Genomic DNA, 11,671 nt, shown 5'->3' with positions numbered 1-11,671 from the left:
CGCGCGCTCGCCCCGCGCGCTGGCCGCCGCCCGCGGCACCGTCCAGGGCGCGCTCTACCGGGGCGCCGCCGCCGTCACCGCGCGAGCGGCCGCGCGCGGGGACGTCGCGCGCGCCCGCGCGTGGCTGAAGCTCCGCGAGTTCCGCACGCCGACGCGCTACACCCGTCCGGGCGCCGACGCGACGCTCGCGCTCCGCGGCCTCGAGCAGCGCCGCACCTCCCCCGCACAGGCTCGCCTCGCGGTGATCAAGGACGTGCTGGACGCCACGCAGGCGCGCGCCCGAGAACGCGCGGACGAGCTGGCCCGCCTGAGCGAGCGCGGGTTCGCCGCGCGCCGGGCCGAGCTGGCAGCGCAGCTCGCCGCCACGTGGCCACTGCTCGCCGACCGCCTCACCGCCGAGCGCGGCGCGACCGCGCGCACCCAGGCCGACACGGCGTTCGCCCAGCTCCACCGCGCCGCCGTCGCGGACGACGACGAGGCCGTCGAGGCCGCGCGCAGGCAGGTCGCGCAGGTCCTCAGCTCGTTCACGGCCGCTCCGCTCACCGGCGAGGAGCGCGCCCGCCGCGCCGTCCAGCTCTCCAAGTTCGTCTCGCTCATCCCGGTCGAGTACGACCACGGCGTCGAGGGCACGCGCGTCACCGTGCCGTTCGAGATCGGCGAGGGCGTCGCGTTCTCCAAGGCGGCGCGCGCCGCGTTCTCCGACCTCCAGGGCACGCTCGGCCGCATCGACGCGCGCGGCACGCGGGCGGTCGACCGGCACCTGGCCGAGCTCGACGGCATCCTGCGCGCGGCGCAGGCCGAGCCCGGCGACGTCCCCACCGTCGGCGACGTCGAGGACCGCACCGGCGCGCTGGAGGACCAGCTGTCGGCGCTGTACCCGGACGCATGGGAGGAGCAGTCCGACGACGGCGACTTCGACCTCATCCAGATCTCGCTCGACCGGCTCGAGCAGCAGGTCGCCGCCGGCCAGTACCGCCAGGCCGAGCAGACGCGGGTGGAGACGTACGCGATCTTCGAGTTCGGCCCCGAACGGCGGCTGGCCGCGTTCGACCAGGGTCTCGCGCAGGAGATCGAGGGCCTGATCTGGTTCGGCGCGGGCGACTTCGAGGGGCTCGCCGACCTCGTCTCCGGCAAGGCGCCGCGCCGCGACGTCCAGGAGACGCGCGACGAGCTCGACGTCCAGCTCGCCAACGCCGCCGCGACGCTCGGCGACGGCGCGTCCGAGGCCACCGTCATCACCAACGCCGCGATCATCGTGTTCCGCGAGGGCCTGGAGGGCGTGCTCATCCTCGCCGCGATCACGGCGTCGTTCGTCGGCGCCAACCGGCGCAAGAAGCGGCCGGTGCTCTACGGCGCGCTCGCCGGCCTGGCCGTCTCGGTCCTCACGTTCGTCGTCGCGGTGACGCTGCTGAGCGAGCTGCAGCAGTACGGCGAGAAGCTCGAGGCGATCGTCGGCCTGATCGCGATCGCGGTGCTCCTGCTCGTGATGAACTGGTTCTTCCACCGCGTGTACTGGACGGAGTGGATCTCCGGCTTCCACCAGCGGCGCAAGGCGCTGCTGGCCCGGGACGACACCGCCAAGCTCGCGTTCTGGAGCGCGCAGGCGATCGGGCTCTTCACGCTCGGGCTGTCGAGCGTCTACCGCGAGGGCTTCGAGACGGTGCTCTTCCTCCAGTCGCTGGAGCTGAGCGCCGGCCTGCGCGCGACCGTGCTCGGCTCGCTGCTCGGGCTGACCGCGACCGCCGCGGTGGCGGTGCTGACGTTCCGCCTCCAGCGCAAGCTGCCCTACAAGAAGATGCTGATCGTCACCGGCGTGCTGCTCGCGTTCGTGCTGGTGATCATGGTCGGCTCCACGATCCGCACGCTGCAGGGCGCCGGCTGGTTCCCGATCACGACGATCGACGTGGAGATCCCGTACTGGGCCGGGACGTGGCTCGGGGTCTTCCCGACGTGGGAGACGATCGGCGGCCAGGTCGCGGCGCTGGTGCTCGTGATCGGCTCGTACTTCGCGGCCGAGTACGTGCGCGTCAAGCGGCCGCAGCGCCGCCGGGCCAAGAAGGCCCGCGAGGCTGCGGCCGCGACGAACTAGAAGCGCTAGGCGGAGAGGGTGAAGCGGCCGACGAGGTGCTCGAGCTCCTCGGCCGTCTTCGCCAGCTCGGAGGCCGAGTCGGCGATCTCCTGCGCGGACGCGCTGGTCTGCTGCGTGGAGGCCGAGACCTCCTCGGACGAGGCGGACGACTCCTCGGCCACCGCGGCGACCTCGGCCATGTCGGCCTGCACCTTCTGCGCGGACGCGGCGATCTGCTGGACGGCGGCGGCGATCGCGTCCACACGGCCGGTCATGTCCTCGACGGACACGCCGATGCGGGTGAAGGCGTCGCGGGCCTGCTCGACGGTGGCGGCGCCCTCGGCGGTCTGCTCGGCGGTCAGCTCGACCACCGCGACGGCCTGGGACGTCTCGGTCTGGATCTCCTCGACGAGCGACGAGATCGAGCGCGCGGCGGTCTGCGACTCCTCGGCGAGCTTGCGGACCTCCTCGGCGACGACCGCGAAGCCCTTGCCCTGCTCGCCGGCGCGGGCCGCCTCGATCGCCGCGTTGAGGGCGAGGAGGTTGGTCTGCTCGGCGATGCCGGTGATGGTCGCCACGATGCCGCCGATCTGCTCGGACTTCGCGCCGAGCTGGTGCATCGCGTCGGTGACCTGCGCGGACGACTCGCGGACCTGGCGCATGGCCTCGGTGGCCTGCGCGACGGCCTGCTCGCCCTCCGCGGCGACGCGGCGCGCCTCGGCGGCCGCGGCGGCGGTCTCCTGCGCGGACGCGGCGGACGCCTCGGTCGCGTGCGAGACCTGCTCGGTCGCGTGCTTGGCCTCCTCGACGGAGCGGACCTGGCGCTCGGCGCCCTGGGCCACGTCGCCGACGGCGTGGGCGATCTCGCTCACCGCGCGGCCGGCCTCCTCGGAGGTCGAGCGCATCTGCGCGGACGCGGTGGACAGCATCTCGGCGGAGGCGGTGACGGAGCCGAGGATCTCGCGGATGCCGCCGCGGGAGGTGTTGTAGGCCTCGATCGCCTCGACGAAGCGGTTGCGGATCGAGTCGACCGAGCGGGCGACCTGGCCCAGCTCGTCCTTGGCCTCGTCCTCGATCAGCGGCGTGACGGGCGTGACCGCGTACGTCAGGTCGCCGTCGCGCATCTTGCGCAGGCCGGTCGAGAGCTCGGCGGCGCACACGTCGCGCAGCGAGCCGATCGTCTCGAGGATCTGGCGGACCGGGCGCGTGATGGTGCGGGTGAAGCTGAAGGCGAGCACGATGCCGGCCAGCGCGGCGAGGGCGCCGACGATGAGCACGAAGCGGCGGGTGCTGTCGGCCTCGGACATGCCAGTGGCGATCTCGGTCTCGACGTCGGCGCCGACCTCCTCGATGATCTCGGCGAGCGCGGCGTCGAGCTGCTCCTGCGCCGGGACGACCGCCTCGAGGTACGTGGTGCGCGAGCCGGTGCGCTCCTCGACCCCGTCGACCGTCTCCTGGCGCGACTGCTCGAGCGCCTCGGCCACCGCCTCGCCGAACGTGCCGCCGGTCTCGGTCAGCTTCGTGAAGAGCGCGGCGTCGTCCGGATGGATCTTCGCGACCGCGGCGATGGCCTTGACGGCCTCCTCCTGGCGGGCGGCCATCTCCTTGGCGATGGCGTCCTGGGCCTCCAGGTCGCCGTCGTAGACGTAGAGGTGGCGCGGGACGTCACGACCGTCCAGCGAGATCGCGCGACTGACCTGCCCGAGGAGCCGCATCGTGTCGCTGCCCTCGGCGGCGAGCTCGATGTCCTTCTTGAGGTCGGACGCGCCGCGGGCGCCCACGAACGCCACGACGAGGCAGGCGAGGCACACGGCGCCGAACGCGGCGGCCAGGCGTGCACCCACGGGCAGGTTGCGGATGCGACTCATACCTGGTTCCTCGTCACCTCCCGCACGGACTTGACGGGTGGGAGATATGTCCACCCGATCGGTTGATTCGCCGGTTGACGCCGAGTGCGCCTGACCGGTGGCGGGGTACGTACCGCGCCAGATGAGTGCCGGAGAGGTCGGTTTCCGGGCCGTGCTGGAGGCGGCGCCGGACGCGATGGTCGTCGTGGACGCCGGCGGGACGATCACGTTGGTCAACGAGCAGGCGGAGCAGCTGTTCGGCTACGGGCGCGAGGCGCTCGTCGGACGTTCGGTCGACCTGCTCGTGCCCGAGCGGTTCCGCGGCGGGCACGGCCGGCTGCGCGCGACCTACGTCGGCCAGCCGCACCGGCGGCCGATGGGCGCAGGGATGGAGCTGACGGCGCTGCGCCACGACGGCACCGAGATCCCGGTCGAGATCTCGCTCAGCCCGCTGCAGGTCGACGGCGAGACGCGCGTCATCAGCGCGATCCGCGACGTCTCCGCGCAGCGCCGGGCGGCGCACGAGAGCACGAGCCGCGCACGGCTGCAGGCGATCCTCGACAACACGCCCGCGCCGATCTACCTCAAGGACCTCGAGGGGCGCTACCTCGTCGTCAACCGGGCGTTCGAGCAGCTCCTCCAGGTCGAGCCCGGGACGGCGACGGGGCGACGCGACACCGACCTGCTCCCCGACGCCGGCGCGCACGTCCGCGAGCTCGACGAGCAGGTCGTGCGCGAGCGGCGCCCGGTCGAGACCGAGGAGCAGCTCGAGACCGCGGCGGGCACGCGGACGTTCCTGTCGGTGAAGTTCCCGATGCTCGACGAGCAGGGCGACGTCTACGGCGTCGGCGGCGTGTCGACCGAGATCACCGATCGCCTGCGCGCGCAGGCCGAGCAGCGGCGGCTGGAGACGCAGCTCAACCGCGCGCAGCGGCTGGAGAGCGTCGGCCAGCTCGCCGGCGGGATCGCGCACGACTTCAACAACCTGCTCGCGGTGATCATGAACTTCGCGGGCTTCGTCGCGTCCGAGGTCCCCGAGGGGTCGGCGGCGGCGCAGGACGTCGAGCAGATCCTCCAGGCGTCGCGGCGCGCGAGCGAGCTGACGCGGCGGCTGCTCGTCTTCAGCCGCCGCGAGGTCGGCCGCGCCGAGGTGCTCGACCTCAACGCGATCGTCACCGAGATCCGCGCGATCCTCAGCCGCACGCTGGGCGAGCACATCGAGCTGCGGACGCGGCTGGCCGACGAGCTGTGGTCGGTCAGCGCCGACCACGGCCAGCTCGAGCAGGTGCTGATGAACCTCGCGGTCAACGCGCGCGACGCGATGCCGGGCGGCGGGACGCTGACGATCGAGACGTCGAACATCGTGCTCGACGACGAGTTCGCGCGCGCCCACGCCGACGACCGCCTCGTCGGCAAGTTCGTCGAGCTGGCCGTCTCCGACACCGGCCAGGGCATGAGCGAGGAGACGCGCACGCGGGCGTTCGAGCCGTTCTTCTCGACCAAGCCGTCGGGCGTCGGGACCGGCCTCGGGCTCGCGACGGTGTACGGGATCGTGACCGCGGCGGGCGGCCACGTGAGCCTCTACTCCTCCCCCGGCTCGGGCACGTCGGTGCGCGTCCACCTGCCGGCTGTGCGGGGGAGCGCCGCGCCGCGCGAGCAGGCGGTCGCGGCGGCCCCGCCTCGCGGGCGCGGCGAGCGGGTGCTCGTCGTGGAGGACGAGCCGGGCGTGCGCGCGGCCGCCCAGCGCATCCTCGGCTCGGCGGGCTACGCGGTCGCCGAGGCGCCGGACGGGGCGCGGGCGCTGGAGCTGCTCGACGCCGCCGACGAGCCCGTCGACCTGCTCCTGACGGACGTGATCATGCCGGGGCTGTCGGGCGCCGAGCTGGCGGAGCTCGTGCGCGAGCGGCATCCGGGGGTGCGCGTCGTGTTCATGTCCGGGTACACCGACGACGTGCTCGTGGGACGTGCGATCGGCCGCGACGACGGCTTCGTCGACAAGCCGTTCACCGCCGCGCGCCTGCTCGACGCGGTCCGCGAGAAGCTGGACGGGCCGGCATGACCATGCGCTCGGTCGATCGGCCGATGCTCGCGCGCGGGCCGCGCGCCGATGATCTGTGCGATGAGCGAGGTCCTCGTGGTCGAGCCTGACCCCCTGTGGAGGGCCATGATCGCCCGTGCCCTGGGCCGCGAGGCGCGCCTCGAGGTCTGGCCGCCGCTCGACGGGACCGCCGCCGCGCTCGACCGGCTCGCCGCCGGCGCCCCCGCCGTCGCGGTCGTGGCGTCCGAGTGCACGGAGGTCTGCCAGCGGCTGGTCGGCGACGGCGTGGGCGTCGTCCTCCTGTACACGGAGGCCGACCCGCAGTCCGCGGTCGACGCCCTGGCCCGCGGCGCGCGCGGGTGCGTCGCGCGGGCCGCGTCGGCCGACGACCTGGCCCGCACCGTCCTCGCCGTCGCCGACGGCGGCACCGCCTACGCGTGCCTGAGGTGAGCGGGATCAGCGGGGAGCCGATCTCGGTCTTCACGGCCGACGACCACCCGATGTTCCGCGCGAGCATCGTGCGCGCGATCCAGATGCACCCGCAGCTGACGCTCGCCGGGGAGGCGCAGGACGGCCGCACCGCGCTCGCGGCGCTCCGCGCGCTGAAGCCCGACATCGCGCTCGTCGACCTGCGGATGCCGGGGCTCGACGGCACCCAGCTCGCCGACGCGGTGACCCAGGAGGGCCTGCCGACGAAGGTGATCCTCCTGTCCGGCCACCTGGAGAGCGACGCCGTCTACCGCGCGCTGCAGCTCGGCGCGGCGGGCGTCCTGTCCAAGCTCACCGAGCCCGCGGCGCTCACCGACGCGATCCTGGCGGTCTCCCGCGGCGAGACCGTGATCGCCCCCGACGCCCAGGACGCGGTCGCCGAGGGCATCCGCATGCGCACCGAGGACGACCGCCCGGCGCTGTCCGCCCGCGAGCGCGAGATCCTCACGCTCGTCGCCGACGGCGCCTCGGTCCCGGCGATGGCGAAGACGCTCCACCTCTCCCCCTCCACCATCAAGACCCACCTCGAGCACGTCTACCGCAAGCTCGGCGTCTCGGACCGCGCGGCCGCGGTCGCGGAGGCCATGCGCCGCGGCGTCATCTACTAGGGTCGGCGCGTGAGCGCTGCCCCGCCCGCTCCCGCGGCCCCTGAGGACACCACACCCGAACCCGGCCTGAAGGCCGGAGCGATCGGGTTCGTCGACGCGCTCGTGATCGGGCTCGCGTCGACCTCGCCGGCCTACTCGCTGGCGGCGATCATCGGCGCGACGGTCGCGATCGTCGGCACCGCTGCGCCCGGCGTGCTGCTCGCATCGTTCGTGCCGATGTTCCTCATCGCGTCGGCCTTCTACTTCCTCAACCGCACCGACCCCGACTGCGGCACGACGTTCTCGTGGGTGACCCGCGCGATGGGGCCGTGGGTCGGGTGGCTCGGCGGCTGGGCGATCTGCACGACCGGCATCCTCGTGATCGGGTCGCTGGCCGACGTCGCCGCGCGGTTCGGGCTGCTGACGCTCGGGCTCGACTCGGCCGCCGAGTCGAAGTGGACCGTGATCGCCCTGGCGGTCGTGATCATCGTCGTGATGACCGTCGTCTGCGTGCTCGGGACCGAGCTGTCCGCGCACCTGCAGAACGTGCTGATCATCGCCCAGATCGTGTCGCTGCTCGCGCTCGCGGTGGTCGCGCTGTGGAAGGTCGCGGCGGGCGACGCGGGGCCCGGTTCGGTCGACCCGGCGCTGTCGTGGCTGAACCCGTTCGAGGCGGGCGGCGCGGCGCTGACGGCGGGCCTGCTGCTCGGCGTGTTCGCGTACTGGGGCTGGGAGTCGAGCGTCAACCTCGCCGAGGAGACCGTTGACTCCGACACCACGCCGGGCCGCGCCGCGGTGCTCTCGACGGTGCTGCTGCTCGGCACGTACCTGTCGGTCGCGTTCGCGGTCGTCGCGTTCGCGGGGCCGGACTTCCTCGCCGACCGCGCGGACGAGGAGGAGAAGATCTTCGCCCTCGTCGCGACCGACGTCATGGGCGGCTGGGACTGGGTCGTGCTGCTCGCGGTGGCGACGAGCGCGCTGGCGTCGACGCAGACGACGATCCTCCCCGCCTCGCGGACCGGCCTGTCGATGGCGCGGCGTGGCGCGTTCCCCGCGATCTTCCGCCGCATCAACCCGCGCTTCCAGACGCCGGACGTGTCGACGTGGGCGGTCGGCGGCCTGGCCATCGTCTGGTACGTCGGCGCGAACCTCATCAGCGAGAACGCGCTCTTCGACTCGCTCACCGCGCTGGCGCTGATGATCGCCTTCTACTACGCGCTGACCGGCATCGCGTGCGCGGTCTTCTACCGCCGGCTGCTGCTGCGCGACGTGCGCACGTTCCTGCTCGTCGGCGTCGGCCCGCTGATCGGCGCCGGGCTGCTGGGGTGGCTGCTCGTCGAATCCATCGGCGACCAGGCCGACCCGGCGAACTCCTACACCGGCGTGGCGTGGTTCGGGCTCGGCCCGCCGCTCGTGATCGGCCTCGGCTTCATGCTCCTCGGCGTCGTGCTGATGCTGATCTGGCGGGTCCGCGGCCCGGCGTCGTACTGGTCGATCCGCCCTTCCACCGCACCCCCGGAGGCCCTGCCGCGATGACGATCGTCGTCGGCTTCGACGCCTCGCCCGCCGCGGCCGCCGCGCTGGACGCCGCGTGCGAGCTGGCGGTCCGCTATGAGGAGGACGTGGTGATCGTCTACGGCGTCCGCCCGCCGGACGCGGGCGTCGGCGAGGAGCTGGGCGCGCACGAGGCGGCGCTGGAGGAGGTCGGCTCGCGTCTGACGTCGGCAGCGCTCACCCGCGCGCGCGAGCTCGGCGCACAGGCGTCGGTCGCGCTCGTCCGCGACCGCCCCGCCCGCGCGCTCGTGCAGGTCGCGGAGGAGCGGGCCGCCCGCCTCATCGCGGTCGGCACCTACGGCGAGTCGCCGCTGCGCGGCGCGATCCTCGGCTCCACGCCCCACAAGCTCCTGCAGATCTCGCCGCTGCCGGTGCTGGTGGTGCCGGCTAGCGCGCCACTGCCAGGACCGTGACCGTCCCCGGCGGCACCTCGGTCAGCCCGGCGTCGACGACGCGGGCCGCGAGGTCGCTGCGGGTGCACATCGCGTCGAACTGCGCGGGCGGCGGGGAGAGGACGTGCGCCGGGCAGCCGGCCGCGACCCACGGCTCCAGCGCGCCCGTGCCCGCCGCGCCGGTCGCCGCGTGGGCGATCTGGGCGATGGTCTTGCCGGTGCTCATCTCCAGGCGCGGGTTGACGAGGTAGGTCACGGGCTTCGGCGGCGCGTCCTCCGGCAGCCGCGCCGGCAGCTCCTCCAGCGCGCCGCTCATCGCCTGCAGCTTCTCCAGCAGCGGGCCGCGCTCGGAGCGGCGGCGGGGCGGGAGCGCGAGCACGGCCTCCCCGTCGGGGTCGTCGCCGGCGAGCGCGTGCGGCAGCTCGCGGACCTGCTCCCACTGGCCGGGGTTGCGCGCGCGCAGACAGACCTTGCCCGGCCGCTGCTTCCACGCGGCGAGCGCCGGCGCGGTCTCGGGGTCGGCAGCGGCCGCGCGCACGCAGGCGACGGCCGCGGCGCCCGCCAGCTCCCCCGCCCGCGCGAGCGACGGGATCGCCCCGCGGCGCAGGACGAGGTACATCCGGTACGGATCGTCTTCCGGGCTCACGGCGCACCACCGTACCCACCACCCGCGTCGCACGGCCGCGCGGCGCGGTAGCGTTGGCCGCATGGCCGTCGAGGCGCAGCCCGGCATCACGACGGAGGAGCTGCAGCTCGCCGCGCGCAACCACGGGCTGCCGCTCGAGGCGCTGCGCCACGACGTCACGCCGGTCGGCCTGCACTACCTGCTGACGCACTACGACATCCCGGTCGTCCGCGAGGCCGCGTGGGGCCTGGGGATCGGCGGGCTGGTCGAGCGGCCGCTGTCGCTGTCGCTGGCCGACCTGCGGGGCCGCGGCGACGTCCGCACCCAGACCGTGACGATGGAGTGCGCCGGCAACGGCCGCGCCCGCATGGCGCCGCGGCCGGTCTCGCAGCCGTGGCTGCTGGAGGCGGTCGGGAACGCGGAGTGGACGGGCGTGCCGCTGCGCGCGGTGCTCGAGGAGGCCGGCGTGCGCGAGGGTGCGGTCGAGGTCCTGTTCAGCGGGCTGGACCGCGGGATCGAGGGCGGGGTCGAGCAGACCTACGAGCGCGCGCTCCCGCTCGACGAGGCGCTGGCCGACGACGTCCTGCTCGCGTTCGCGGTGAACGGGATGCCGCTCCCGCCGCAGCACGGGTTCCCCCTCCGGCTGATCGTCCCGGGTTGGTACGGGATGACGAGCGTCAAGTGGCTGTCGCGCATCACCGTGCTCGACGCGCCGTTCACCGGCTACCAGAACGCGCGCGGCTACCGCCTGCGCACCTCGGAGGACGACCCGGGCGAGCCGGTCACGCGCATCGAGCCGCGCGCGCTGCTCGTGCCGCCCGGCATCCCGGACTTCATGACGCGCCGGCGGTTCGTCGACGCCGGACCGGTCGAGCTGTTCGGCCGCGCGTGGTCGGGCTGGGCGCCGATCGTGTCGGTCGACGTGAGCATCGACGGCGGCGAGACGTGGGCGGACACCGCGGTCGAGCCTGGCCCGTCGCCGCGCGCGTGGTCGTCGTGGCGTGCCCTGTGGGACGCCGCGCCCGGCGAGTACGTGCTGGCCTGCCGCGCGCGCGACGCGTCGGGGCGCGTGCAGCCGGACGTCGGCGCCTGGAACGTCGGCGGGTACGCGAACACCGAGCCGCAGCGCGTGCCCGTCACCGTGCGCTGAGCTCGGCCGCCCTAGGCTCCCGTCGCGTGAGCATCGTCAAGATCAACGCCATCACCGTCCCGCGCGAGCGCTTCGAGGAGTTCGAGCGCCGCTTCGCCGCCCGCGCCGGCAAGGTCTCCGCCCAGCCGGGCTTCGAGCACTTCGAGCTCCTGCGCCCGAACGACGACCGCGAGATCTGCCTCGTCATCACCCGCTGGGACTCCGAGGAGTCCTTCCAGGCCTGGGTCCGCTCCGACGACTTCCGCGCCGGTCACGCGCAGCACCGCACCGAGGGCCCGGTCGGCACCGCGTCGGAGATCTGGTCGTTCGACGTCCTCGAGATCGAGGAGCCGGCGGCCCCCGCCGCCTAGGCGGTCAGCGCGGCGGGCCAGTGGAGGGTGCGCGTCCCGCCGGGCGGGAGCGCGGCCCAGCGCGCGCCCTCGTCGTGCAGGCGCGCGGTGCAGCGCTCCAGCGCCTCACGGGTCGCCGTCTCCGTCCACCACCGCGCGCCCGCGTGGCGGCGGAGCGCGTCGACGTCGCGGGAGCCGGAGAGCGCGAAGCCGCAGACGGCGCGCGTGAGGACCTCCGCCTGGTTGAGCTCCTCGACCGACGCCGCGAGGATCTCCTTCCCGCGCGCCGATGCGTGCGGCTTCTTGCGCCCGACCAGCTCCGCGCCGCCGAACAGACCGCCGGCCGCGAGCACGCCCCACACTCCGCGCGCGAGGCCCAGCTCCGACTCCACGACGAGGTGCGCGATGTCGTGCGGCACCTCGCCCGCCGGCCCGCCGACCCTGTTCCACGAGCCGCCCTCCATCGCGACCTGCGCGCCGTCCGCGCGCGTCAGCACCGACCGGTACCGCCGCGCGATCCCTGGGAACCGCGGCGACCCCTTCTCGAACACGACCTCCAGCTCCCGCCTCGCACGCGCCATCGCGCCGCCAG

General features: G+C 74.3%; 11 protein-coding genes. 8 read left to right on the top strand and 3 right to left on the bottom strand.

Annotated features, from left to right (window positions below; all coding sequences use genetic code 11):
• Positions 1–2,089 (top strand): FTR1 family iron permease (locus tag AC1UE5_RS17280; RefSeq protein WP_482925744.1); only part of this gene is annotated, 2,089 nt, incomplete at its 5' end.
• 5 nt (positions 2,090–2,094) lie between these two features.
• On the opposite strand, the gene AC1UE5_RS17275 is transcribed toward AC1UE5_RS17280, so the two are convergent.
• A complete protein-coding gene (locus tag AC1UE5_RS17275; RefSeq protein ID WP_482925742.1) occupies positions 2,095–3,936 on the bottom strand; it encodes a methyl-accepting chemotaxis protein in 1,842 nt (613 codons plus the stop codon).
• A gap of 121 nt (positions 3,937–4,057) precedes the next feature.
• Between AC1UE5_RS17275 and AC1UE5_RS17270 the strand changes: the two genes are divergently transcribed.
• Genes AC1UE5_RS17270 through AC1UE5_RS17250 form a run of 5 tightly spaced genes read left to right on the top strand, consistent with a single transcriptional unit; the run spans position 4,058 to position 8,996 of the window.
• The gene (locus AC1UE5_RS17270) at positions 4,058–5,974 is read left to right on the top strand and encodes a hybrid sensor histidine kinase/response regulator (RefSeq protein ID WP_482925740.1); all 1,917 of its coding nucleotides are present in this window, start codon (positions 4,058–4,060) and stop codon (positions 5,972–5,974) included.
• Between the two features lie 60 nt (positions 5,975–6,034).
• Positions 6,035–6,403, top strand: a complete 369-nt coding sequence (locus AC1UE5_RS17265) for a hypothetical protein (protein WP_482925738.1) — start codon at positions 6,035–6,037, stop codon at positions 6,401–6,403.
• A gap of 5 nt (positions 6,404–6,408) precedes the next feature.
• On the top strand, positions 6,409–7,050 hold the full coding sequence (locus tag AC1UE5_RS17260) for a response regulator (protein WP_482925760.1): 642 nt from the start codon (positions 6,409–6,411) through the stop codon (positions 7,048–7,050).
• Positions 7,051–7,059: 9 nt separating this feature from the next.
• Positions 7,060–8,565, top strand: a complete 1,506-nt coding sequence (locus tag AC1UE5_RS17255; RefSeq protein ID WP_482925736.1) for an APC family permease — start codon at positions 7,060–7,062, stop codon at positions 8,563–8,565.
• Entirely contained in the window at positions 8,562–8,996 is a 435-nt protein-coding gene (locus AC1UE5_RS17250) for a universal stress protein (RefSeq protein WP_482925734.1), read from the top strand. Before AC1UE5_RS17255 ends, AC1UE5_RS17250 begins: the two co-directional genes overlap by 4 nt.
• On the opposite strand, the gene AC1UE5_RS17245 is transcribed toward AC1UE5_RS17250, so the two are convergent.
• The gene (locus AC1UE5_RS17245) at positions 8,971–9,621 is read right to left on the bottom strand and encodes a peptidyl-tRNA hydrolase (RefSeq protein WP_482925732.1); all 651 of its coding nucleotides are present in this window, start codon (positions 9,619–9,621) and stop codon (positions 8,971–8,973) included. The genes AC1UE5_RS17250 and AC1UE5_RS17245 overlap by 26 nt on opposite strands.
• Before the next feature lie 61 nt (positions 9,622–9,682).
• Here AC1UE5_RS17245 and AC1UE5_RS17240 point away from each other — a divergent pair, with 61 nt between their 5' ends.
• Together AC1UE5_RS17240 and AC1UE5_RS17235 are read left to right on the top strand one after the other, a co-directional pair.
• Entirely contained in the window at positions 9,683–10,750 is a 1,068-nt protein-coding gene (locus AC1UE5_RS17240) for a sulfite oxidase (RefSeq protein ID WP_482925730.1), read from the top strand.
• A 26-nt stretch (positions 10,751–10,776) separates the two neighbouring features.
• Positions 10,777–11,100, top strand: a complete 324-nt coding sequence (locus AC1UE5_RS17235; protein ID WP_482925728.1) for an antibiotic biosynthesis monooxygenase family protein — start codon at positions 10,777–10,779, stop codon at positions 11,098–11,100.
• Here AC1UE5_RS17235 and AC1UE5_RS17230 read toward each other — a convergent pair.
• Positions 11,097–11,660: a hypothetical protein gene (locus AC1UE5_RS17230; protein WP_482925726.1), complete on the bottom strand. Its 564-nt coding sequence runs from the start codon at positions 11,658–11,660 to the stop codon at positions 11,097–11,099. The two genes, AC1UE5_RS17235 and AC1UE5_RS17230, sit on opposite strands and share 4 nt — an antisense overlap.
• Between the last annotated feature and the right edge of the window lie 11 nt (positions 11,661–11,671).

This window comes from Parviterribacter multiflagellatus, assembly GCF_056863265.1.
The sequence above is the reverse complement of the archived record's forward strand: the minus strand, read 5'-3'. Positions and strand labels throughout refer to the sequence as shown.